Genomic DNA, 25,327 nt, shown 5'->3' with positions numbered 1-25,327 from the left:
ATGCACTCACACAGCTCGGTTAGGGTCAGCGCCACAACGAAACTGCGGGATCCAACCGCCCAATGTCCAGCGGCGCACAGACCCACTCTTGGCTCGAAGTGAATCCCCCCGGGTTTCATGCGCACCCGGTTATCTGTCTCCGACCGGTTGTTCGGTCAGAGCGGCATAGTAGTCGGCCTCGTACTCGACCGGTGGTTTGCGGCCGAGCCGGTGCATCAGCCGGGACTCGTTGAACCAGCTGACCCACTCATGGGTTAGTTGCTCGACATCAGCGAGCCGGTGCAACGGGCCTCGCCGGAACGGGGAATCATCACGGACCGCTTCGGTCTTGTAGAGCCCGATCGTGGTCTCGGCCAGCGCGTTGTCGAAGGCATCGCCAACCGACCCTATCGACGGTTTGAGCCCTGAAAGCATCAGTGTCTCACCGAATTTCACCGATGTATACTGGCTACCCGCATCCGAATGATGGATCGCATCAGTCAGCGGATGCCCTTCACGGTTCCGCAGCGCGGCGGCTTGCCGGATCGCCGATTCCACGAACGCGGTCAGCTTGCTGGTCGAGCATTCCCAGCCCAGAATCCGGCCCGCGTACGCATCGATGACGAACGCCGTGTACACGAACGTGCCCGTCGCCAGCCGCACATAGGTGAAGTCGGCCACGACCAGCAGATTCGGTGCCGGCACCCGGAACTGCCGATCCACCAGATCCGCCGCCCGCACCGCAGCCGGATCGGCCTCGGTCGTGCGAATCTTCTTGCGTCGCACCACACCTCGCCACCGGTTGGCCCGCATCAACCGTTCCACCGTGCACCGGGCCGCCTGGATGCCTTCACGCCGCAGGTGCGCCCACATCTTTTCCGCCCCGTACAGGCATTCCGGCCGACGTTTGCCGTTCTCGTCGGGCTCGTAATAGCCGGCGAGGACCTCGGTGAGGGCGATATCCCACAACGCCCGTTTCGACGGCGCACGTTTCACCCAGGCATGGAACGTCCTCGCCGAGATCTTCACCCCGCGCACGGTCAACACCCGGCACATCGCCGCGATCGGGAACCGCGCCTTGTGCTCGGCGATGAACTCACACACTAATGGTGTCGCGGGTGCTTGTCCCGCGCGAAAAAAGACGTTGCCGCAGAAAGGATTTCGATCGTCTGCTCCAACTCGGCGATCTTCCGCTTCTGCTCCCGGATGATCCTGGCCGACTCTGTCGAGGTCCCCTCGGCCTCGCCCCGATCGACCGCAGCTTGGCGGATCCATTTCCGCAGCGTTTCCGCCGTCATGCCCAGCCGAGCCGACACCGCCTTGATCGCGGCCCATTCGCTGTCGTAATCGTCACGGTGATCGACGACCAGCCGGACAGCCTTCGCCTTGGTCGCTTCGTCGTACTTCGCTGGCATCTCCTGTCCATCTTCTCAAGAAAGAGAGTGGGCATGAAACCCGGGGCGATTCAAAGATCCCACGAGACGGTGGCGGATGCAGGCCCGACCTTCAACGCCTCGCTAGGCGTTGAAGGGCCATGACTCCGGTCTCCGGAGCGCCGACCGCCGCAGTTACATCGCCGCGTCGCGCGGCGCAAAATTGGGTGACCGCTTTGCCAAAATCGCCGCGACCCCCTCACCGAGATCGGCTGAACCGGCGGTGGCACGGATAAGCGGAATGGATTGAGCATATGCTTCTGCGAGGCCCTTTTCCTGGCCGGCGTACAGCAGCTGTCGGATCTGGGTGACGGCAACAGGTGAGCACATTCGCGCTATGGACGCTGCGACAGCACGAACCTCGGGCAGGACTTCGCTCGAGCGGAATGCTTTGCTAGCCAGACCCATTCGCACTGCCTCCTCCCCGCTGAACACCCTACCGGTCAGGAGTAGGTCACATGCAGTTCCAAATCCGACCAGTCGAGGAAGAGTCCAGGCCACCCCGTATTCGGCCACCAATCCCAAGCGTGCGAACGGAAGCGCAAGTTTTGCATCCCCAGCGACATATCTCAGGTCTGCGGACAGCGCGATTGCGAGACCGATCCCCGCGGCCGGCCCGTTCACCGCCGCTAGAACGGGAATCCTCAAGGCGGACACTAGGTCTGGACCATCGCCGGGAGGTGGCACCAATGAGTCGAGACCATCTTCCGACACGGATTCCATCGCAGCCAGGTCCGCACCCGAACAGAATCCCCTGCCAGCTCCGGTAAGCACGACTACTCGCACCCGACTATCCCGATCGGCCCGATGCAGCAAGGCGGTATATCGACGAAACATAGCCGGTGTCAACGAGTTGAGCGACTCGGGTCTATTGAAGGTGATCGTCGCGATCCCCTCGGACACGTCGTATAGAACATGAGAATCGGAACCGATATCGTCGCGTTCAGCAGGTGACGGAGTCTCACCGTATGGCACACCATCACGGTCACTCACGGGGGACTATCTCTCGCGCTATGATCTCTTTCATGATCTCCGTCGTGCCTCCGTAAATCGTTTGCACACGAGTGTCGAGATACGCCCTCGCAACGGGATACTCAACCATATATCCGTAGCCGCCATGGAGCTGCAGGCACTGGTCGACGACCCGTTTCTGCAATTCCGTACTCCACCATTTTCCTTTGGCAGCGTCGACAGCTGTAAGGTCGCCCGCACGAAACGCCCGAACTTGAGCATCGAAGTACTGCTCGGCAATGTCGATCTCGGTCGCCAATTCTGCTAGCAGAAATCGACTGTGTTGAAAGTCGGCAATCCGACTGCCGAATGCGCGACGCTCGAGCACGTAGCGCCGCGTATCTTCGAACACAGTGCGTGCGACCGCAACAGCCATGGCTGTCGTCGCCATCCTCTCACGAGGGAGGTGCTTGAACAGCGCACGGAGACCAAGACCCTCGGGGCCCAGAAGATTCTGCCCGGGAATACGAACGTCTTCGAAGAACAGCTCCGCCGTGTCCTGCGCGTGAAGCCCGATCTTCTCCATTTTCCGGCCTCGGATGAACCCTGCCATCCCGTCTTCGACAACCAACAGACTGATCCGGCCATCGGCGACGCTTCCGGTATGCGCCGCGACGATTACCAGATCAGCAGACGTGCCGCTACTGATGAAGGTCTTCTGGCCATTGAGGATCCAATCGTCTCCATCGCGAACTGCTGTCGACTTCATTCCGCGCAAGTCGCTCCCGGCATCAGGCTCGGTCATCGCCAACGCACCGATCAGCTCACCGGCGGCGATCCCAGGAAGCCAACGCTGTTTCTGATCGCGGTTCGCGAGGTCGAGGAGATACGGGAGCACGAGGTCGTCCTGCAAGGAGAGGGTCATATTCATCGCGGTCGCACCCACTCGAGTCACCTCCTCGTTCACGATGACTCGGAAGCGATAGTCGTCGACACCCGCCCCACCGAACTCCTCAGGGATCTCCAATCCGTAGATGCCATAGTTGGCTGCGGCTCGCATCACCGATCTATCGATCAGGCGCTCCGCTTCCCACCGCGGATAGTTGGGAACAACCTCACTCTCCACGAATGATCGCACGGTTGTTCGATATTGCTCATGATCATCGTCAAACAGGTGCCGATGCATCGGAAACCACCATTCGATTATCGAGTCCCGGGACATAGCCACCCGTGGGCGAAAGCACTGGATATGACTCGCCCATTACTACGCTAACGGGCAATGGGCATAGGTCAGATACTCAGACCCGCCTCGGGCATTACGTTGTCCATGATCCTGTCACGCAAAACGAAGCCTTGGATCTTCCCCGACGCAGTCGTTGGCAGTGCGTCGGCGAAGTACCACCGCTGCGGAACTTTATAGGGTGCTATTCGCTCCGCGCAGTACTGCCGTAGCTCCTGCACCAGGCCTGGTTTGGCAGACTTCGTCACAACTACAGCTGCGACAATCTCGCCGAGACGTTCATCGGGTAGTCCGATTACCGCCGCCTGATCCACGTTCTCGTGACGAATTAGACAATCTACAATCTCGGCCGGTGCAATATTCTCACCACCGCGAATGATCAGCTCTTTCAGCCGACCAGTAAGAGTGATCACACCCCGCTCATCCATTGTGGCCAGATCGCCCGTGTGCAGCCAGCCCTCGGCATCGATGGCTTCCGCAGTTGCCTCGGGGTTGCGATAGTACTCGAGCATCTGCTGGTACCCCCGTGCGCAGAGTTCGCCGGCAACACCAACACCGACGGTCTTGCCGGTGTCGATGTCGGCTATGCGGCACTCCACCTGTGGCACCGGCCGGCCGATCGTCCTCGTGATGTCATCGACGGTGTCGTCCCGTCGAGTGACAGTGAGCGGTGCTGACAACTCGGTCTGACCGTAGACCACGAGAACTGTTGCACCGAAGGTTTTCTGGGCTTCCTCGACCATCGATGAAGGAACACTTGCGCCCCCGACCGTGATCGTCGGAAGCGAGTATTGCCCCTCACGCGCTTTCGCGGCATTGATCAGCCCGTGCAGCATTGTCGTGATGAATACAACAGTGTCGACACTTTCGCGGTCGATGAGATCGAGTGCGCCGTCCGGGTCCCATCTGTCCATGAGTACCAACGTGGCTCCGAGGGAAAGCGGCCCGAGGGTCGACGTTATGCATCCCGCAGTGTGAAACATCGGGCACGGCGACATGATCACAGCGTCCGGCCCGATACCGGCTGAGATCATCAGTGACCGGGCAGCGTTGACCATTGACCGATGCGCGAGCAGTACCCCCTTCTGCCGGCCGGTGGTGCCCGAGGTGTACTGGATCATCGCAGGTGAAGCTGGATCGACCAATGGCAATGGTCGCTCGACTGGCCGCGAGCCTTCCACCCACGATCTCACTTCCTCCAGGCCAACGACCGTTCGGACATTGGGGCAGTCAGACCTGATCTCTGCAACCACCGCATCGAGATCTCGAGCTCCGTTGCGATTCGCGTGGATCAACACCGCAGCGTCAGAGTTGCCCAACGTGTATCGGAGCTCCTCTTGCCCTGCGGATGGGTTCAGCGCAACCAGCACCATCCCCGCAAGAGAGGCGCCGTACTCGACGGCCGGCCACTCAACAACATTCGGGGCGAGGATGGCGACGTTCTCGCCCGGCTCCGCAATCGCGAGGAGGCCATCCGCGACCGCACGAGCGGCTTGCCCTAGTTGCCGGTAGGTGAGCCGCCGCTCCTCACCACAATGGCTTCGCCCGATCAAGGCGACACGGTCTGGATTTTGCTTCGCTCGCGTGATGAGGAGCGACGCGGCAGTCTCTTCGAGTAGCTCGACGCTGTCATCTAACGGCCAATAGGCCACGCGATGCTCCACTGGAATCTCTGTCAAGGGAAGTCTCCAATACTGCCCGTCGCCCGACGGCGGCCATGCATCTGATCAATCGAGGAATACGTCACGACGAGAAAAAAGCCACTGCCCGTTTACTTTCCGGAGTGTGTCTCGGTATCCGCCTAGGGCTGCAAGATGCGTTTCACCCGATTCCGTATGATAGTAGGACAGATAACACCAACCCACGGCGTTTGTTCCATCAATCTCGACACTGATGTTCGAGATGATGTGGCGCACCTGAACACCAGCCAGATTCTCATGGTAAGACGTTGCGAATCTCTTGAGATTCTCGAATCCCGTATGGGTTCCTAGAAGTGGGCTGGAGAAAGTGCCGTCCTCGGTGAAACATCTCGCCCATGCTTCATGGTGCCGCTCGTCGACCGAGATGGTGTAGCGCGAATGAAGCTCGCGAATATTCTCACGATCTTCCAATTCTGAATTCACGAGAGACCTCCATCAGTGTATTTCGCGCAACCTGCCGATTCAGGACAGGTAGATCGATTTTGTCGCCTGGAAGATTCCGATGCCTTCGGGGCCCAGCTCGCGACCAATACCGCTGCTCTTGACGCCACCGAAGGGCGAGGCGAAGTCGAGCATGTAGTTGTTGATGCCGATACTGCCGGTCTGCACTCGTCGGGCGATATCCAATCCCAACTCCGCGTCCTCCGTCCAGACACTGCCGCCGAGACCGTATTCGGAGTTGTTCGCGATTTGCACCGCGTCATCGACATCGACGTACGGAATGACAGACAGCACCGGGCCGAAGATCTCCTCGCTGGCGATGGTCGAGGAGTTGTCGACATCAGCGAATACCGTTGGCGCGATGAAGTATCCAGGACCCAGATCCTCGCGGCGGGCTCCGCCGGTAGTCAACCTTGCGCCCTCGCTGAGTCCTTTCGCGATGTAGCTCTCAACTCGATCTCGCTGCCGCTCGCTCACGACGGGGCCGAGAACCGTAGCGGGATCCGTGGGATCGCCGAGTGGGAGCGATGATACGAAATCCGAGATGGTACCGACGATTTCGGCGTAACGAGAGCGAGGCGCGAGGACCCGCGTCCCCAGATAGCACGTCTGTCCGCTGTTCATGAGTGTTGCCGCGAAGAAGTCCTGCAAATGGACTCCGAGGTCGGCATCGTCGAGGATGATCGCGGCGGATTTGCCACCGAGTTCGAGGGTGGACGGCCGGAGAAGACGGCCGCACACCTCGCCGATTGCCCGTCCGGCCGAGACGGAACCGGTGAAGGAGACCTTGTCGATGCCGGGATGGCCGATCAGGTAGGCGCCCACCTCCCGACCGCCTGGGACGATATTGATGACGCCGGAAGGTAGGCCGGCTTCCTCGACAGCATCTGCCAGAATGAATGCGTCGAGGACTGTCTCAGGCGCAGGTTTGATTACAACTGTGCATCCTGCGGCGAGGAGCGGAGCGACCTTGAAGAAGGTCAGCGTTTGAGGGAAGTTCCACGGCACGACCGCGGCGACCACGCCGATCGGTTCGTTGCGCACCAATGTGCGACCTCCACCGAAGGAGTCCCGTACCTGCTCGATCTGCATTTCGCGCGCAAGGCGTGCGTAATACCGCAGTAGCAGCGCTGGCGTTATCGCTTCGGAGACCGTGGCAATAGCAGTCGGCATGCCGATCTGCGCGGTGGCTGCTGTCGCGGTTTCGGTGGCTCGGGATTCCAACGCAGCAGCGAGCCGCTCCATTGCGTCGGCGCGGAACGCTGGCGTCGAATTCGCCCATTCGGATTGAGTGAAAGCCCGGCGTGCAGCCGCCACAGCCGCATCGACGTCGCTTTCGGCTGCTTCAGGCACCAAGCCCAGGGTCTGCAGGGTCGCCGGGTTGGTTACCGTTATGACGGAGTCGCTGCTGGGAGTGGCCCAGCGACCATCAATCCACAACGCGTCGCGCTTGAAATTCATTTGTACGGTCCTTCGTGGAGCTGAATAGCAGGGCGCAGACAATATCGTTGGGAGATATTTCAACCCTGCTACCAAATTTTCGGCGGTCAGCGGAACACCGATATCGCCGATGCCCTGCTATTTTCCTTGGAGGGATGGAGACTTGCTTGACAGCTAAATGCTGTACCCACCGTCGACATAGAGAGTCTGACCAGTGATCCAGGCGCTTTCGTCTGAGAGAAGGAATCGGGCCGCTTTCGCTACGTCCTCGACACTGCCGAAGCGGCCGAGCGCGGTTTGGGAAAGAGCCTGCTTCAGCCCTTCCTCGGTGAAGTCTCCGCGGGCCATAAGCTCATTCCACATTCCGTCGCCTTCGATGACGCCGACCCCGATCGCGTTAGCTCGAACGCCGAAGCGACCTTCCTCGGCCGCTATGCCGCGTATCAGGGCCTGCACTGCGGCCTTGGGGACGACAGACAGAAGGTCTGTCCGTGCGTAGCGAAGAATCACCGGGGTCACCATCGCGAGGACCCTGCCTCGATGCGCCCGCAGATGCGGTAGCGCTGGCTGCAGGAGGTTGAAGCAAGCTTTGAGATCCTGGTCGATCGTGTCCGAGAACTGCTGAGATGTAATTCTGGAGACGAAGTCCATCGTGATGTGCGGTCCTGCCGCATAGACCACAGCCGACAACGGGACGTTCTTACTGATGTCAGCCACTGTCTGGCTTGCTGCGGCTGCGTCGGAGAGATCCACTCCGGCAATAAGTGCCTCCCGTCCTGCCTCACGGACCCGGTCCGCGGTGGCCTCCGCCGCATCCTTGTTGCTGTGATACGTCAGAGCGACGTTCCAACCGTCATCGGCAAGAGCAGCGCATACTGCTCTGCCGATGCCACCGGAGCCGCCGGCGACGAGCGCCCAACGCAAATCGGTATCCGAAGTCATGGGTGAGTAGTCCTTTCCGTGCCGAGCGCGGTGTTGTTGCTATCGGCTGCGCTGGGAGAAGTTGTGGTCCGGCAGCAGTTCTGCAGCGATCGAGTTCCGCAGCACGAGCGGGCTCCCGCCAGCGACGATGGTCGCGACAACGTCGCGATGGATGCGCTGAATCGCCGAGTCGGTTGTCGCACCGAACCCGCCGTGCAGTTCCAGGCTTTTGAGGGTGATCTGCGAGGCCACGCGGGCGCCGAAGAGCTTGGCGGTCGTCGTTTCGAGCGACTTCGGGAAGTTGCCGCCGACTGCGGACGCTGCGGCGCGGTAGGCGAGCGCTCGCAGTGCTTCGATATCGGTCCACATATCAACCAGCGCGTGGTAGACGGATTGGAACTCGACGATCTTGTGCCCGAATGCCTGCCGCTTCTCGACGTAGCTCACCGCTTCATCGAAGGCCGACTCGGCCATACCGAGGTTGAACGCACAATTGTGGAGGCGCTCCATATTGAATGCGGTCATCAGCTTGCCGAAGCTGCCGGGGCCGACAACAACGTTCTCGGCCGGAATGCGCACGTTGTCCATCAACAGATCCCCGTGCGGCACACCCCGGCATCCGACGAACTCCGGACCGGCGTCGATCTTGAAGCCCGGCGTGCCGGCCTCGATGATTACCGCGCCGATGCCCTTGTGGCCGGGAATGTCATCGAAGCGAGCGAAGACTGCGTAGAGGTCGTTCTCGACCGCTCCGGTGACAAAGCTCTTCGATCCGTTGACGACGAACTCATCACCGTCCCTCGAGACCGATGTTGCGAGAGACGTCAAATCGGAACCGTAGTCAGGCTCGGTGAGCGCGATAGCACACTGGCGACGCCCTTCGACGATGTCGGGAAGGAACTTTTCGCGGGTCCGCTCGTCCTCGGCAAGCAGCAACATCGAGGGCCCCGGCCCGGTGGTGGCGAACACCGGCTCGCCCACGGCCCAGAACTGAGAGCCTCGGAACAGCGCCTCCACCACGAGGAAATATTCGAGCGCGGTCAGCCCTTGGCCACCGTACTGCTTGGGCATCGCGAGGCCGAGCAGCCTGTGATCAGTGATGTGCTGCACAACGCGGTCGTAGGGCACCTTGTTCAAGCGATCCCATTCCGCAACCTCGTCGCGGAGTGCGCGGCCGGCCTGCAGTGCACGATCTTGTAGTGCGAGCTGCTCCGGTGACAGCTGAAAATCCATCACTTACCTCTCTGTACATGCTGTGGGCTTTTCCGCGCCTCGTGCGCGGTCATCGCGGCGCCATTCGGATCGCCCCGTCCAATCGGATGGTTTCGCCATTGATCATTGGGTTCTCGATAATGTGCCTGACCAGGGCGCCGTACTCCGACGGCTCGCCGAGCCGGGAAGGATGGGGCACCTGTTCGGCGAGAGCTTGAAGGGACTGCTGAGGCAGGGTTTCCATGGGGGGTGTCCGGAAAAGCCCCGGCGCGATCGTGACGACCCTGATCAAATACGAAGCCAAATCGCGGGCGATCGGCAATGTCATACCGACGATGCCACCCTTGGATGCGGCATAGGCAGCCTGGCCGATCTGCCCTTCGAACGCCGCGACCGAGGCAGTAGAGATGATCACCCCGCGTTCGCCGGCCCGAGGTTCGGTTGCCGCGATCCGCTGTGCAGCGAGTCGCGTCACGTTGTAGGAACCGATCAGATTGACACCGACAGTCCGGGTAAACGCGGCCAGTGGTGCAGGCCCGCTACGCCCCAGGGTCTTCGCTGCCGGGCCCACCCCCGCACAGTTGACTGCGATCCGCAAGTCACCCATTTCGGTGGCGGCGTCGAAAGCCGCCGTCACTTCGTCTTCCGACGTCACGTCACCCGGCACGAATCGGACAGCAGCACCCAGTTCGGCGGCGACATCCTTTCCTGGTGCACTAGGAAGATCGAGGATCACAACCTGAGCGCCAGCCTCTACAAGGGCCCGGGTCGTAGCCAGCCCCAAACCCGAAGCACCGCCCGTTACCAGGGCCACACTGCCCTTAACATCCATCGCTGACCACCTCAAGACAGCTCTGGCGCAACGACGTTGAGCCGCTCACGCGCGCTGGTGCACGCCTCGGGGCCGCGGCGATTTCGCCAAAGCATCCGCCAGGGGCGGCAGGGCGATCTAGGAACAACGGGAGCCTCCGCAAACAATCAGTAGTGGGGATGCCACGCACTCGAAAGGTGGCACCCATCGCCTATGTTGGCGGCACCCGTGATGCGGGTCACCCGTACTGATCTACGGAATTCGATCCGAGATGACTACTCAGCGTCTGCCCTGACGAATGCGCTCTATCGGTGATGACGCCACCGCGGTTGGTCCTCCACCGCGGCCGCAGCATGCTCGAGAGGGTGCGCGCACCGTGAAGCGCGCGGCCGGATAGAAAGCAGCAGTAGCGTTCGATCGATCTCCGTAGCCGACTACGGGCGCAGTTGCTTCTGCCCTGTGGGTAGATCGCAGGTGTGAAGCAGACCACATTTTTGACAGAACGGAATGCCGCTCCGTTCACCAACTCAACCCGGCTACACACGACGCCCCGCACAGACCCATGCGATCTGCGCACGCCATCGATCGCGTTGGCGGTGATCAAATGGGCGTGATCATCGAGGGTGCCGAGCGCGAACAATTCCTGCAACAAAATCACACCGCGGTGCTGACCACCTTGCGCGCCGACGGGCGACCGATAAGCCTGCCGATCTGGTACGTCGAACTCGATGGGGACCTCTACATACAAACACCTCGAGGATCAGCGAAACTAGCCAGAATTCGCCGCGATCCGAGAGCATCGCTGCTCATCGAACGGGGCAAGAACTGGACGGATCTTGCTGCCATCCATCTCGACGTAAGCGTCATGGTGGTTGAGGACCAGGCCGCCATCGACACGATCGTCGCACTTTTCGACACCAAGTATGCCGCGCACCAGCTTCCGCTCGAACAAGCGCCGCCCGCCGTCGCACGAGCGTATGCCGACCAGGTCGTTCTCCGTCTTCGCCCGCTCGGGGAGGGCCTGAGCTGGGATAACTCCAAGATTCGGCTGATTGGCAAGGCCACAGTCCACGTTTCAACAACGAATACGGAAGGGGATCCGGAAGACATGGAGCCCACAAGCGACGCCGCGATGAATTCCGATGACCTCGCCGAGATCCAGAAAGTGGTCGATCATCTCGCGAACGCGTACTACAACCGCGATATCGACGCCGCGGTCTCTACCGACATCTACCACCATGAGCCGGATTCGGAACCGTTCGTGCTGTTCGACTGGACGCCGCCGATGCAACTCGCCGGTCTCGACGTCTTCCGCGACCGCGCCCTGCAGTTCTTCGAGGCCAGCGACGGGCCGGTCTTGACCGAGTGGGCCGATACTCACATATCGATCCTCGGAGACGTGGCCTATTTCCGCGGCATTTGGAACATCCGCTTTCGCATGAAAGGCAACCCCAAGGAGCTCGCGGTGTCTATGCGCGAGACACTCATTCTGAGGCGAATCCAGGGCAAGTTCAAGATCGTCCACGAGCACAATTCGATTCCAGCGCAGGACTTCGTCTATTAGATCAACGTCCAGATCAGCATGAGTCGTTTCGATAGCTGATCATTTCGGCGCACATTCCAAAGACTGTTCGAGCCCTCGCAGAGTCGAGGGCTCGAACAGTTGAGCCACCCACCTAATGCCTCGTCCGGAAAGGTTGACACGGTAATCCGCGTGCAACGTAGTCCTCGGTCGCTGCTGTCAAGGTGCGCCGTCGCCGCAGCGCACGTCTGGCACGGACGACGAATTTGCCGGACTGCCGGGATAGTATTGTCGGTTCGTATTCGATGGGTTCGGCGGTCATTTCCTGCTCCGTTTGGTCGGTCAGGCCTGGAGTTCGGTCAGTGCGTCCTCGAGGTTGCGAGCGATGTCCCAGACGTCGGGAACGGTGTCGGGGCAGGCGAGGATTCCGAAGTCGAGGTGTCCGTCGTAGGACATGACGGTGATGTTCAGGCAGCCCGACAGCTCGGTGAGCACTGAGACGGGGTGGCTCGAGAGCACGCGAATTCCCGCGAGGTACAACGGTATCTGTGGCCCGGGCACGTTGGAGACGAGCAGGTTGACCAGCGGGAGAGTGGATGCAGCCGCTCGCATCACGGCTCGGGTGGGCATGCCGTGCAGCAGTGGTGTTGCCAGTGTGGTGACTTCGTGCAGTAGATGCGATGACTGGGTGTGGAATCGCTGTTTGGCGACGAGCAGGTTGTCGCGCAAGAGTTTCACTCGATGACCAGGGTCGGTCTCGGAGATCGGCAATGTGGTGAGCATGAGTGAGAACTGGTTTCCCGCGGTGCCGAACTGCTCGGGCGTGCGCACCGATACGGGAATGGCGGCCAGCAGCGGTCGGTCGGTGGCGAAGCCCCGGTCGTGCATCCAGCTCCGCAATGCGGTGGTGCACAGGGCCATCACGACATCGTTGACCGTCCCGTCGACGCTGTTCTTGATGGTTTTCACCGCGTCGAGGGGTAGCGATGTGTATGCGACGCTGCGGGCGCTGGTGAGGGGGCCGTTGAACGGTACGTCGGGGTGTTTGGTGTGTAGATCATCGGCGGAACGCAGCAGTGTCGGCACGGCGCGCAGGGCGGCGCGGAATCGGGTTGCCGGTCGAGTGAGCGCGTTCGGGAGGCTGCGCGCGAGCATTTCGACGGTCGACGGTGTCCGGCCGCGACGTAGGTCCGGAGTGGACGGCGGTGTGGCGGAGGGTGTTTCGCAGATATCCATTATGGCGGCCATGATCTCGGCGGCGGAGACGCCGTCGATCACCGCGTGGTGCACTTTCGTGTAGACGGCCTGCCGCCCGCCCGAGAGTCCGGACACGAGGTGGCATTCCCACAGCGGACGCGACCTGTCGAGCGGCTGACCGTGGCGGCGCGCGACGTAGTCGGCGAGTTCGCGATCATCCGCGCCGTCGGGCAGTCGGATATCGCGGACGTGGTATTTCAGGTCGATCTCCGCACAGTCCTCCCAGTAGGGCAGGTCCAATCCGAACGGGACCGTGCGCACCCGGCGGCGTAGCGGCGCGACGAGGGGCAGCCGCTCTGCGAAAAGCCGTCGCAGTGCTTGGGAATCGAGCGGTCCGTTCGGCGCTGATGCGGAGTCGAGCAGCGTAATCGCGCCGATATGCAGTGGCGTAGTGGAAGTTTCGGTATCGAGCAGGTGCAGATCGAGCGAATCGAGCTGTCTCACAGGGCCGATGGCGCGTGTGGTCGAGATGGCGGCAGGGGTGTGCTGGTGGCCCACGGAGTCCTCCCGGGTCGTGTCGGTACCGGACGCGGCCGCCGGCAGGTGCATGCCGACAGCTCACAGCGTCGATCCCGGACGTCTGGTGATTCCGTGCATCGCGGCACGGAGCGCGACACCGTGCCGGCGCTGACACGCTCGAACGGTGAAACCCTCGAACTGGAGGGGTGAATGCGAGTGTAGTGTCAGCTGACACGTCACGGTCTTGATCGACCGTTACATCTCGTTAATTGTGTGCGAACACTAAACACTGATCACACGTCCAAGAATTCTGGTCCGCAAGGTCGTACGCGGACTGCGGCCATCGTACGGCTACCGGCGAGTAGTCGGAACGAGGGCTCCGTGGAAACGCCCTGCGGCTAGCCTGACGGCACTCGAATGTGGATGGCTCCGAGTAGCCTGCGGCCGCGCATATACCAGACTTAGTCGTCGATGGGGGCGTGCCGACCTTCACGATCAGCCGTAGCGTTTCACGACTGATGTCAGCGATTGCGTTGACATGCAATACATCCCGCAGTTTCGACAGACTCCACGTGGAGAACGGCCAGCCCAAGCCGCGGGGCAGCACCGGGCGATCTGACAGATCCGATCACGTGTGGCCTGATCGGTCTTCGCCGGTCTGCCCCTCTCCATTTAGGGGTCCAGCGCGTCGAAACCCTTCTCGTTGAAGTCGCGGATCACTCGCCGCACATACGATTCCGGCACCTGCATCAACTTCGCAATGAACCCCGCCGGTTGATGCTGCACCGAGGCCATCACCAACGTGCGCCGCATCCATACCGGCTGCGTGCTGCGGCGGGCGATCTGGGCCAGTTTGCGGCCTTCCTCCGGAGTCACCGCCCTGACGAGCACTCCGGCTTACGAGCCACAGGCACCACCGCCACCGGCAACATCACCGGTCGGCCGCTCCGGTTCAACCTGCCACCCCGGCGATTACCGAATCAACCTCCCTGGACGAGGCACTAGATAGGCCGACGGGCCCGCCAGATCATTTGCGTGACGGCGGCGCACACTGGCGAGGCACTGCGTCACGGCGTCGGCACCTCGAACTGCCGACGCGGTGACGCAGTGCTGATCTGGCAGATTCACCGCCCACGGCACGAACCACCTGGCGCGGGACGGTTTCAATCGTCGCGCCCGGCACCGTGATCGCGTGCGCTCATGTCTCCTGTCGCGGGCCCGTTAGGCGGGCCGAGAGACCCCACCCATCAGACGCGTGATGGTCCTAGCAGCGAGATTGGCAGGACCATCAGCAAACCACCGTTCAGCTCTCTCGACGGGTGGGGCGTATAGGTGATGGTTCAACCCAGCAAACGCGGTTGCCCCGGGAAAAAGTCAGCCGGGGTACGGCACTGCGTCAGGGATCCGCTCCGGATCTGCGGCGACGTCCGAGACCTTCCTACCTGTGCTGACCCATTCCTGGATCTTGGACTGGACCTTGTCGGAGGTCAGATCCGACATGTCCATGTAGTAAGCCGCTCTCCGCATCGCCATCATGACGTCCATATCCTCGGTGGCCACTTGCGCCAGTGCCGCGCCGGCAGCTTTGGCCTCCTGCGGTGGCTGGTCCATGTTGACGAATTCGACACCCTCGTAGAAGGCGTCCTGGCTGGCGGCCGTCGCGAAGGCGACATCGGTCCACGGCGCCAACTCCCGCTGTACCTTCTCGGCGAGGCCGGCAATCCGTCCGGTGCTTGCCCGCACTGCATCACGCAGGATGGTGGCCCCAAGAGACGCCATTGTCATGCCCTGCCCGTATACCGGGTTGAAAGACGTCACAGCGTCTCCGAGGACAACGAAGCCCTCAGGCCGCCGCTCCAGTTTCTCCCACAGTCGCCGCTGGTTACCGACCATCCGGTAAGCGACCGGCGGCTCGACCAGCTCGGCCTTGCGAGCAAACCTGCCGACGAGCGGGCTTGCGCCCTGCTCGAGGAAATCGAGCACGGCCTCGTGGTCGGCTTCTGGATAGTCGCGCATCATGCCCGCAGCGACCAGGATGTGGTTGCCGTCGCCGCATGGCTGGAAACTCCCGCCCCGGGTATTGCCGGGGTGGGTTGGGGCGCCGATCCCACGGACGCCCTCCGGCAGCGCACCGTCCGGGAATCGGACCACCGACGTGACGTAACCCATGTACGGGCGGAGGTGCACCTCCTCGGGAGCTACGTAGCCCAGGGCCTCAATCCAGGCGCCCGCCTTCGAGTTTCGGCCCGTGGCATCGACCACAAGGTCCGCTTCCAGCTGTCCGCCATCGAGACCTTTAACGTGCGCTCCGTTGACCGTGCCGCCGTTGGATGTGGCGCTGAGAGCTGTAGCAGTGCCTTTGATGATCTCAACGTTAGGAAGTTCCAGAACACGTCGGCGGAGCAGCCACTCCATCTTGGGCCGGAGGAATCCGACTGTGCGAATGCCTGCATTGGCCCGAAGACACCAGCCCTCCGCCGTGTAGAAAGGCAGTTCCCCGGTGAAGTCGTAAAGGTCACATCCGTTGTCGACCAGATACTCCTCGAAGCCCGGGACGAGATCGTTGAACCGATCCAGGCCGAGCGGCATCAGCATATGAGCCTGGTTGCCCTGGGGCACACCGCGTCGTGTCGACGGTGCGTCCTCCAGTTCATCACGTTCGACGATGGTTACTTTATCGAACGACTCGCTGAGACCAGCAGCGGCGAGCAACCCGGCTAAGCTTCCACCCAGTACGACTGCATGATCCAGGGACATTGGTAGACCTCCATTGGATTCCACAGGTCGGATTGCGCATTGTCTTTGACTCGATTAGCCCGATGCGCCGACCTATGGCAAGAGTCCCTAAATTCGGAGGGAACGTAACCCGTATCACACTACTGAGGTTCTACCTTCAGGATACGGAGTGTCGCGGGACAGCCGGGCTCCGGCTTTTGATCAACTTCGAGATGCTGGACGCCGTTTAGATCAATGCAGCGACGATCGACGTCAAGCACTGCACGATTCAATAGAGACTTCAGAGAAGTGCCGGGTTCCCTGCGTGGCGCGCGGTCATGATGAACTGGACGACATGCGGGGATCTATGGAGAGTAATTCGAGATGGTCAGTACTCGACAGGAGCTCGCACCGGCGAAGACCGCGAGTCGACCGCAAGCTTCGAGGGTATGGAGTTCGAGGTCGGGTAGCCTTCAAACGCCCTCGATGTGCCGGGATACGCCGGCGCAGGCGAAAAGCCGCAGCTGATCCGACGTCCAGGATCTCCCGAGCCCTATTAGCCCGAAACCCGCCACGATCAGCAAGCTGATTGAGGCGGGTCAGTCACTCGTGAGCCTTACGTCCTGCGTCTACCCATTCGGCTCGCCGAAAGATTCGAGCAGCACCAGCGGATTAGCAAACTCGGTCCATTCGACGAGCTTTCCATTCGAGAATCGGAAGATCGATATATAGGAATTGTTGTACGGATTGCCGGTACGGAGCATGGTCGACCTGCCCTCGTAGCGAGCTACTGCACCCGTTCCTCCCTCGATAGAGAGCGCTTCGGTAACGCGGAATGAAATGGGCGAAAATAGACCGAGGACTCGCCTCAGGAAGGAACGGAGCTTCTCGCTTCCTTCGATGCGGGTCGGATATCCGGGGGGCTGGTAGGGAATTGACATGAACACGTCATTGTCAGCCATTGCAAGAGCTCCGTCGACATCGCCAACGGATAGGAATTCGAGAAATCTTACCGCTGCCGCCACCGGATCATTGATTTGAACTTGTTCCGTCATGAGAGATACACCGACTTCTTCTTCTGATAGATGGAAATTCCCTCGGGGCCGAGTTCGCGCCCTACACCGCTGTTCTTGACCCCGCCGAACGGTGCGGCGTAGTCCAGGTTGTAGTTATTGATTCCGAAACTGCCCGTCTGAACTCGCCGCGCGACCTCAAGTCCGAGACTCTCATCGTCGGTCCACACGCTGCCGCCGAGCCCGTACTGGTTGTCATTCGCGATCTGCACGGCCTCGTCGATACCGCCGTAAGGGATCAGAGACAACACCGGGCCGAAGATTTCCTCGCTCGCGATCGTCGAGGCGTTGTCAACGTCGGCGAAGACTGTCGGAGCGACGAAGTATCCGGGGCCGAGATCCTCGCGCCGCTTGCCACCCGTCGTGAGCCGGGCCCCTTCAGCGATCCCCTTGGAGATGTAGTGCTCCACCCGGTCTCGTTGCCGCGCGTTGACAAGCGGTCCGAGGACTGTCGCCGGATCGGTGGGGTCGCCGATCGGAAGAGCGGCAGCAAAGTCGGTTACCGTGTCTACGATTTCCGCGTACCGCGAGCGCGGTACCAGCACACGGGTACCCAAGTAGCACGTTTGTCCGCTGTTCATGAGCGTGGCCGCAAAGAAACCGTCCAAGTGACCGCCGAGATCCACGTCATCAAGGACTATCGCAGCGGATTTGCCGCCGAGTTCCAATGTGACGGGCCGGAGTAGACCTCCACACGCCGCACCGATGGTGCGGCCGGCGGTAACCGATCCAGTGAAAGAGACCTTGTCCACTCCGGGGTGAGCTACAAGGTAAGCACCGATCTCGCGGCCGCCGGGGACGATGTTGATGACTCCGGCGGGTAGCGCCGCCTCCTCGATGGCGTCAGCCAGGATGAACGCGTCGAGAACGGTCTCCGGAGCCGGCTTGATCACAACTGTGCAACCCGCGGCGAGCAGTGGCGCGACTTTGAAGAAGGTCAGGGCCTGCGGGAAGTTCCAGGGCACCACTGCCGCGACTACGCCCATCGGCTCGCTGCGCACGAGCGTCTCCCCGCCGCCGAACGACGTCCGTGTTTCCTCGATCCGCATTTCGCGCGCGAGTCGCGCGTAATAGCGCAACAGTCGAGCGGGCACGACGGCCTCGGAGATACCGGCGATGGTGGTGGGCATACCAATCTGCCGAGTGGCCGCCGACGCGGTGGCTTCAGCTCTGGACTCGAGTGCCGAGGCCAAGCGCTCCATGGCGTCGGCCCGGTACGCCGGGCTCGACGTGGCCCACTCGGAACTGGTGAACGCCAGGCGGGCAGCATTCACTGCCGCATCCACATCCGCTTCTGCGGCCTTGGCGAAGGTTCCGACCAGTTCCAGATTGGCCGGATTGGTGACTTGAAGGACCGAACTCGTAGACGGCGGAGTCCAGCACCCACCTATCCATAACTTGCTACGCGCGATGCCCATCGGACGGTTCCTTTCAATGGACGTGACGGTCAATGGACGTGACGGCCCTGCGCGGCCTTGTTCCTCGGCATCGCGTTGTCGAGCACCCCGACTCTTCGAGCTGGGCTTGCCGGGGCAGTCATCAATGCAGCCTGTGGCCTGCGTCACCCCAGGGAACCAGTAAGGCGCTACGGAGATCCCGGTTGCGGACCTACTGAGCAACAGCCCAAATGAGGTACTCGATTCTCAGTAGTCCGCGCGCGAGATCTACGTACTCGGTTGCGGAGGCTTGCATTGCGTCGACCTGCCCTAATTGCGATGTGATTCATCACACAATGCCGAAATCCTGCAGCTGATTCCTACTACGGCATCGCCGCGCCAAGGAAATCGCGCAGATTTTATGGCCCGCCCCATTTTTCGCTCGAACTGTGAGGTTCTCCGTATGACGATCCGTAAGTCATCGATCGCGTTGCTGATCGTCGGCATCCTGCTGATCACGGCATCAATGATAGTTAAATTTGTAATGCTACCATCGATGTTGAAGCTACCGGCCGACTTGAGCAAGAGTCAGAAGTATGAAGGAACAATTAGCGCGCTGAACCCGGAGGCGTTCTCGAATCAGGATCTTGCCCACCTGATTACACCGGAGGCACCGATTAAAGCGGACCGATCTCTCACGGTTGACGCCGTCGACGGGGACACCGCAATCATCACGAGCGATACCACGATCGAATTGCCGAACGGTTCGCAGATGAAGGACGTGCATAGTTATTCCGTGAGCCGGACCGACTACGCACCGGTACCGTTGACGCAGGAGAAGGCGCAGTCGCTCGTGCCGACGAACCGCATGTCCACCTACCAGAAACACGAAGGCATCGCGTTCAGTTTCCCGATGAATCCATCGAAGGATGGGAACCGGATCTACGACCCCGTGACCCAAACTGGCCAGGACGCGACGTTCCTCGACGAGGGCACGCTCGAGGGTCGTGACGTGTACAACTACCAGGTGAGAGCGTCCGGACCGATCACGAGCCCTACGGTCTTGGCTCAGTTCAAAAACTTCCCGCCGCAGCTCTCCAGATCTGTCTTGGCAAGCCTGCTCCAGGCAGGAATCGTGCCTGAGGCATCGCGCGCTGCTGTGCAAGACCACCTGAGCTCTCTACCCGATCTTATTGACACGGGATTCGGCAGCTCCAACGTTGCCAACATGGCAGTCGATAAACAGTTCGGCACCCCTTTGAAGGTCGACCAGACTCAGGCGATGTTCGTAACCGTACCGATTAGTGGAAACGCAGTTCCCGTACTTCCGCTGTCAACAGTCAAACTGCACACGTCAGCTAACGAAGTCTCGGCATTGGCCAAGGATCTGTCGAAGAACAGCACCCTGCTCACAGTCTCCGGTGTGTGGCTTCCGATCGGCTCGGCGCTCGTAGGGTTGCTCCTGATCGTGCTCTCTATTGCGCGATGGCGTCGACAGGTCGTGAAGACTGCTTCTTTGCCGGCATCCCAACACGCCGAGGGTGCGGCCATCAACGCAAAGCAATAATGATCATTGAGTGATCGATTCAGCCGATGAATAGTCCAGATCCGATATCGAAGACTGAGAGAAAAGCCGTTGCAGAGCCCACAGGATGAGATCCGCGAACTGAACGCACGCTACGCCTTAGCAGCAGATGAAGGTCCTGGTTCCTCATGGGCCGACTGCTTCACCGAACAAGGTATTTTCAATTGGGGTGGCGATCTGGTGGGGCGAACCGCCCTAGAGGAATTTCAGAGCAGCTATCTCGAGTCGCTCGATGGCGTGCAGCCTCGGCACGTACTTACTTCTGTTGCAGCCGACATCACGGGCGACCAGGCCCGCGGCTTCGCCTACTGGGTTGTCTTCCACACCAGGGATAACCAGACAAGACTGGCGGCCATCGGCCGCTACGAGGATGAGCTACAGAGAGTAGCTGGACGGTGGTTGTTCGCTCGTCGCAATGTCATCGTCGACAGCCACCAAAACCCCTTCGAGCTGGCGCCCACCCAATCACAGGAGTAGATCTTGCTCCCCGGCCGCTTGACCCCCATTGGATGTATGGCAACCCTTCGCGCGGTCTGATTCGGCGGTACCTGAGGTGTAGCGCCTGTCGGCGTGATCCAGCCGCGCGCGGAAGGCGGTGTAGTTCGCCGGTAGCCCGTATCACCGACAGTGAAGCGGGCGCCGGTCCACCACTGCGAGCGACACATCGAAGGAGCCCCGCACCACTGATCCGCCGGTTGCGTTGACCACGGGGAGAGCGTCGGCACTCCGCCCTGCGGCGCGCTCGTTCGAGCACCATGGTTGAACGCGGTTCGCCGGGCATAAACTGAGGGCCCAGCGGGGCACGACGCTCGCCGCCGCCCGAACGCGAAGTAAGACCATGGCCGGCTCGGATCCGTTCGAAACACAAAGTGACCGGCCTCCAGATATCACGGACGAACTGGAGGGCGCGGACCTCTCCAACCCTCAGGTGGTGGGCCGAGGTGGTTTCGGTGTCGTCTATCGCTGCTGGCAACAGGCTTTGGGCCGCAACGTCGCGGTCAAGGTTCTCACAGCGAGAGCAGACCTGGAACCAGAGAGTTTCGAACGGTTCTTCCGCGAGCAACGTGCAATGGGCGCACTCTCCGGTCACCCGAACATCGTGCATGTCCTGGAAGTAGGCACGACCCGTAGCGGCCGCCCGTACCTGGTCATGCCCTACTTCTCCCGCGGTTCGCTGGAGGCCCGAATCCGCCGGGAAGGTCGTATTCCTCTCGACGACGCAATCCGGATCACGATCAAACTGGCCGGAGCCGTCGAGACCGCTCATCGCGCTGGGATCCTGCATCGAGACATCAAGCCGGGCAATGTTCTGCTCACCGACTACGGAGAGCCACAGCTCGCTGACTTCGGAATCGCCCGCATCAACGGCGGGTTCGAGACCACTGCTGGAGTAGTGGTCGGTTCTCCAGCTTTCACCGCTCCCGAAGTACTGCGATCGGGTAGCCCGTCGGTCTCGTCCGACGTCTACGGGCTCGGCGCGACGCTGTTCTGCATGATCACCGGTCATGCTGCTTTCGAACGCCGCTCCGGCGAGCAGGTGGTCGCTCAGTTCCTCAGAATCGCCGCTGAACCGCTACCGGACCTGCGACCCGATGGCATCCCCGACGACGTGTGCTCCACGATCGAATCCAGCATGTCGCACGACCCGGGGGACCGCCCGAACTCGGCCGCGGACTTCGGTGAACTGCTGCGCCGAATCCAATTCGCAAACGACATGAGCGTTGACGGCATGGCGGTCCCCTCACCCACTCACGATCCGGCGGACACGTACGCGGACGCCAGCCCGCACCGATCGACCCCTTCTTCTCGACGCTCGCGAACACCACCAACCCCGGCCACCAAGTTCCGCCCGTCCACCTCCGAGCGCCCACTCGTTCCGCGCGACCGTCTCATGGCGATGTTGGGCGCTGGCTCGCGGCCGCGTCTGACCGTCATCCACGGCCCTGCCGGTTTCGGTAAAAGCACACTGGCGGTCCAATGGGCGAGGTTCCTGGAGGAGCAGCAGGTTGCGGTCGCATGGTTGAACGCCGATCGTGACGACAACAATGTCGTGTGGCTGCTGACAGATCTGATCGAGGCCATTCGTCGGGTCCGCCCGGCACTCGCCGGCGAGCTGGCTCGGACCCTCGAGGAGTCGGGCGAGGGTGCCGCTCGATTCGTGCTGACCACTCTGATCAACGAGATTCACGAGCACCGCGAACGTCTTGCCTTGGTCATCGACGATTGGCACCAGGTCACGGACCCCGCAGCCATAGCCGCGATGCGTTTCTTGTTGGAAAAGGGGTGTCACCACCTACAGATCATTGTCACCAGCCGGTCTACCGAAGGCCTGCCGCTGGCCACCATGCGAGTTCGCAACGAACTCATCGAGGTAGATTTGGCCGCATTGCGGTTCGACGCGTCGGAAGCGAGTTGCTTCCTGGTCGAGCTCGGCGGTCTGTCACTGACCGACGGAGACATCACCGAGTTGAGCAACGCAACCGACGGGTGGGCCGCCGCGCTGCAACTCGCCGTGCTCTCGCTACGCGGGCACCGCGATCCCGCGGCACTGATCAGCCACATCTCCGGACGACACCATATGATCGCCGAGTATCTGGCCGAGAACGTACTCGACACAGTGAATTCCGACGTGCTCAACGTCCTCCTGGAGACATCTCTACCCGAACGGGTATGCGGGGACCTGGCGAACGCGCTGACCGGCCGACAAGACGGGCAGGCGATGCTGGAAGACATCGAACGGCAGAACCTGTTCTTGCGCCGCGTCGACGAGAACGGCGAATGGTTCCGCTACCACCCTCTGTTCGCACAGTTCCTCCGTGAGCGAATAGAGCGCGACCACCCCACGCAGTTGGATGAGCTACATCGCGCTGCCGCTTCCTGGTTCGCCGACCGCGGACTCCTCAGCGAGGCAATCGATCACGCGCTGGCAAGCGGAGACGACGAGCGCGCTGTGGACATCGTGGAAAACCGAGCCATGGACCATATCCAGAATGCCCGGATCGCGACGCTCCTCGGACTGGTCGCGAAGCTTCCACCTGAGAGAATCGCAAACCGGACTCGCCTCCAGATCGCTCTCGGTTGGGCTCATGTACTCATGCGCCAGACGGCTGAACTCCAGACGGCGTTGCGGCTCGCAAACGCATCACTGGAATCTTCCATGACGGAAGCTGACAGATCCGCTCTTGCTGCCGAGGTGGCCCTCATCGAGGGCACCGGACGTGCAATGAGCGACCACGTCGACGACCTGGACAACGTCGTCACCGACTGTATGTCCCGAACCGACGTGCTGACTCCGTGGACGTTGTCGATTGCCTCGAATATTGCCGAATTCCTGGCGATCTATCGGTTCGATTTCGACGAGGCTCGTGAGTGGCACCTACGGGCCGCTCCATACCATAGGCAGGTCAGGGGGACATTCGGTCTGACGTCCAGCCACTGCATGGTCGGCATCGCAGCTCACGAACAGCTCGACATCATCGAAGCCGAACGCAACTTCCGCATGGCGCTCGACATCGCGACAACTGCATCCGGGAAACTGTCCTACCCCACGCGACTGGCCAGCGCCATGCTCGGCGATCTGCTGTACGAACGCGACCAACTCAGCGAAGCGGAACGACTCCTCAACGAAGTCCATGAGCTCGACGCCGATGGCGGTCCCGTGGAGTTCATGATGGCCACCTATGCGACCGGTGCCCGGATCATGGCGCTACGTGGTGATCTCGACGGCGCAGCCAAACGCTTGGAAGGCGCTCACGCCGCGCGCATTCTCGCCCTCCCACGATTGGCGGCTCGCATCACCAACGAACAGGTTCGACTCGGTCTCCCTATCACGACCCGTGGGCACACCGAGACAACCATCCGAGGCACTGATGGCATCGCAACGCTTACTGCAGAGCTCAACGAGGCCACCGCAATCCGCTTGCTACTTCGTGAGGGCACTCCCGCTCAGATCGCCTCGGCATGCGATCGAGCAACGAAGCTGTGCAAGAGCATTGCCCCCACGCGCCGCCCCCGAGCAGGCCTGGAGGCACAACTTCTGGTCGCGTCCTGTCAGGCAGCCAGTGGTCAAATCGAGGGGGAAAGAACACACTCGTACCCGCGCTGGCAACCTACGTCGACCTCGGCCTTCTCCGTCCTCTACGGGACGCAGACGAATGGACCAAATCATTGATTCGTGCGCTGGAACTCGATGCCGAAGCAGGCCATTGGCGCGACGAATGGCCCAGTATTCCGTCGGCTTCCTTGGCAACGGTACTGGAGAACTGACCGAGATTCAGCAACGGCTAGGAGCTCCTACCGGATTCGGTTGCTGAGTCGTCGCCAGCAGATCAGGGCTGCGGCGAGGTCGAGAAATCCGTGGTGGATGTCGGTGCGTCGTTCCCATCGGATGGCCAGTCGCCGGTACTGGTGGAGCAGGGCAAAGGATTGTTCGACGATCCAGCGGCCGGCGGTGACCCTGTCACGGGTGCCGCGGCGCGCGATGTAGCCGGTGATGCGGCGTTGCCGCAGTTCGGAATACACGCTGGGGTAGTCGTATCCCTTGTCCGCGATCAAGGTGGTGATCCGATGCCGGGGCCGGCCCGCGCGCCCGCGCAGGGGTCGGACCCGGTCGAGCAGGGTGGGTAACAGCAGATGGTCGTTGACATTGGCGCCCGACAGCGCTGCTGCGAGCGGGAATCCGTTCCCGCAGGTCAGGATGTGGTGCTTGGAACCGGTCTTGGCGGTCGACCGGGCTCGGACCTGTTGCGGCGCCCCCTTTTTTCGCCCGCACATGCGAGGCGTCGACCATGACCCGGTCGAAGTCGATCAACCGGGCGGCGTGGCAGCGGGCGAGCACCACTTGATGGATCTGTTCGAACGCCCCGACGGCCTGCCAGTCCCGCAACCTGCGCCAACAGGTCATCCCGGACCCGAACCCCAGTTCCTGGGGCAAATCTTCCCACCCGATCCCGGTGATCACCACGAACAAGATCCCCTGCAGCACCCGGCGGCTATCCATCTGCGGCGGTCCCGGTGTTCCGGCCGGTTTCACCGGCAGTAGCGGTTCGATTACCGCCCACAACTCGTCATCCACGATCCAAGGCGCTGCCACACCGAAACATCCTGCACTGCAATAGAACCCAACGCCACCGCACCGAACCTGTTAGGAGCTCTAAGTTCCGCAAAGGAAAATCGCGATCGTCGAAGGGTTGATCGTTCGGAACCGTAGGCG

At 61.4% G+C, this 25,327-nt stretch carries 19 protein-coding genes; 4 read left to right on the top strand and 15 right to left on the bottom strand.

Annotated elements, in window-relative coordinates; genetic code table 11:
- Positions 1–129: 129 nt before the first annotated feature.
- The 9 genes from ACWEQQ_RS05280 to ACWEQQ_RS05240 form a co-directional block, all read right to left on the bottom strand.
- Positions 130–1,394, bottom strand: a protein-coding gene (locus ACWEQQ_RS05280; protein ID WP_452347248.1) for an IS3 family transposase whose coding sequence is annotated in 2 segments (ribosomal slippage) — positions 130–1,115 and positions 1,115–1,394 — 1,266 coding nt in all. Because the reading frame shifts where the segments join, the coding sequence is not laid out codon by codon here.
- A 153-nt stretch (positions 1,395–1,547) separates the two neighbouring features.
- Positions 1,548–2,315: an enoyl-CoA hydratase-related protein gene (locus ACWEQQ_RS05275; RefSeq protein WP_452347431.1), complete on the bottom strand. Its 768-nt coding sequence runs from the start codon at positions 2,313–2,315 to the stop codon at positions 1,548–1,550.
- Positions 2,316–2,397: 82 nt separating this feature from the next.
- Positions 2,398–3,549: an acyl-CoA dehydrogenase family protein gene (locus tag ACWEQQ_RS05270; RefSeq protein ID WP_452347247.1), complete on the bottom strand. Its 1,152-nt coding sequence runs from the start codon at positions 3,547–3,549 to the stop codon at positions 2,398–2,400.
- Positions 3,550–3,653: 104 nt separating this feature from the next.
- Positions 3,654–5,282 (bottom strand): class I adenylate-forming enzyme family protein, encoded by a 1,629-nt coding sequence (locus ACWEQQ_RS05265; RefSeq protein WP_452347246.1) that lies wholly within the window; start codon positions 5,280–5,282, stop codon positions 3,654–3,656.
- Between the two features lie 48 nt (positions 5,283–5,330).
- Positions 5,331–5,726: a nuclear transport factor 2 family protein gene (locus ACWEQQ_RS05260; protein WP_452347245.1), complete on the bottom strand. Its 396-nt coding sequence runs from the start codon at positions 5,724–5,726 to the stop codon at positions 5,331–5,333.
- A 39-nt stretch (positions 5,727–5,765) separates the two neighbouring features.
- The gene (locus ACWEQQ_RS05255; RefSeq protein WP_452347244.1) at positions 5,766–7,205 is read right to left on the bottom strand and encodes an aldehyde dehydrogenase; all 1,440 of its coding nucleotides are present in this window, start codon (positions 7,203–7,205) and stop codon (positions 5,766–5,768) included.
- Between the two features lie 153 nt (positions 7,206–7,358).
- Entirely contained in the window at positions 7,359–8,126 is a 768-nt protein-coding gene (locus tag ACWEQQ_RS05250; RefSeq protein WP_452347243.1) for an SDR family NAD(P)-dependent oxidoreductase, read from the bottom strand.
- Positions 8,127–8,165: 39 nt separating this feature from the next.
- Positions 8,166–9,338: an acyl-CoA dehydrogenase family protein gene (locus ACWEQQ_RS05245; protein ID WP_452347242.1), complete on the bottom strand. Its 1,173-nt coding sequence runs from the start codon at positions 9,336–9,338 to the stop codon at positions 8,166–8,168.
- 49 nt (positions 9,339–9,387) lie between these two features.
- Positions 9,388–10,149, bottom strand: coding sequence for a 3-hydroxyacyl-CoA dehydrogenase (locus ACWEQQ_RS05240; protein ID WP_452347241.1), 762 nt, complete (start codon positions 10,147–10,149; stop codon positions 9,388–9,390).
- 583 nt (positions 10,150–10,732) lie between these two features.
- Between ACWEQQ_RS05240 and ACWEQQ_RS05235 the strand changes: the two genes are divergently transcribed.
- Complete coding sequence (locus ACWEQQ_RS05235) at positions 10,733–11,692, top strand: pyridoxamine 5'-phosphate oxidase family protein (protein WP_452347240.1); 960 nt, start codon at positions 10,733–10,735, stop codon at positions 11,690–11,692.
- 300 nt (positions 11,693–11,992) lie between these two features.
- Here ACWEQQ_RS05235 and ACWEQQ_RS05230 read toward each other — a convergent pair whose 3' ends face one another.
- From ACWEQQ_RS05230 to ACWEQQ_RS05210, 5 genes are all read right to left on the bottom strand, one after another.
- Positions 11,993–13,456, bottom strand: coding sequence for a WS/DGAT/MGAT family O-acyltransferase (locus ACWEQQ_RS05230; protein WP_452347239.1), 1,464 nt, complete (start codon positions 13,454–13,456; stop codon positions 11,993–11,995).
- A gap of 582 nt (positions 13,457–14,038) precedes the next feature.
- Complete coding sequence (locus ACWEQQ_RS05225) at positions 14,039–14,257, bottom strand: helix-turn-helix domain-containing protein (protein ID WP_452347238.1); 219 nt, start codon at positions 14,255–14,257, stop codon at positions 14,039–14,041.
- A gap of 483 nt (positions 14,258–14,740) precedes the next feature.
- Positions 14,741–16,123, bottom strand: coding sequence for an NAD(P)/FAD-dependent oxidoreductase (locus ACWEQQ_RS05220; protein WP_452347237.1), 1,383 nt, complete (start codon positions 16,121–16,123; stop codon positions 14,741–14,743).
- Positions 16,124–16,710: 587 nt separating this feature from the next.
- On the bottom strand, positions 16,711–17,136 hold the full coding sequence (locus tag ACWEQQ_RS05215) for a nuclear transport factor 2 family protein (RefSeq protein WP_452347236.1): 426 nt from the start codon (positions 17,134–17,136) through the stop codon (positions 16,711–16,713).
- The gene (locus ACWEQQ_RS05210) at positions 17,133–18,572 is read right to left on the bottom strand and encodes an aldehyde dehydrogenase (protein ID WP_452347235.1); all 1,440 of its coding nucleotides are present in this window, start codon (positions 18,570–18,572) and stop codon (positions 17,133–17,135) included. The genes ACWEQQ_RS05215 and ACWEQQ_RS05210 overlap by 4 nt, the downstream gene beginning before the upstream one ends.
- 421 nt (positions 18,573–18,993) lie before the next feature.
- Between ACWEQQ_RS05210 and ACWEQQ_RS05205 the strand changes: the two genes are divergently transcribed.
- From ACWEQQ_RS05205 to ACWEQQ_RS05195, 3 genes are all read left to right on the top strand, one after another.
- Complete coding sequence (locus ACWEQQ_RS05205; RefSeq protein WP_452347234.1) at positions 18,994–20,097, top strand: porin PorA family protein; 1,104 nt, start codon at positions 18,994–18,996, stop codon at positions 20,095–20,097.
- Between the two features lie 69 nt (positions 20,098–20,166).
- A complete protein-coding gene (locus ACWEQQ_RS05200) occupies positions 20,167–20,592 on the top strand; it encodes a nuclear transport factor 2 family protein (RefSeq protein ID WP_452347233.1) in 426 nt (141 codons plus the stop codon).
- 361 nt (positions 20,593–20,953) lie between these two features.
- On the top strand, positions 20,954–24,286 hold the full coding sequence (locus ACWEQQ_RS05195) for a protein kinase domain-containing protein (RefSeq protein WP_452347232.1): 3,333 nt from the start codon (positions 20,954–20,956) through the stop codon (positions 24,284–24,286).
- 122 nt (positions 24,287–24,408) lie between these two features.
- Here the strand turns inward: ACWEQQ_RS05195 and ACWEQQ_RS05190 are convergent.
- A protein-coding gene (locus ACWEQQ_RS05190) for an IS5 family transposase (protein ID WP_452347231.1) occupies positions 24,409–25,207 on the bottom strand; the annotation gives its coding sequence in 2 pieces (ribosomal slippage) (positions 24,409–24,835 and positions 24,834–25,207; 801 coding nt in all).
- Positions 25,208–25,327 lie beyond the last annotated feature (120 nt).

This window comes from Nocardia sp. NPDC004123, from assembly GCF_053603795.1.
Note: the sequence above shows the minus strand (reverse complement) of the source record. Positions and strands in the feature narration are given on the sequence as shown.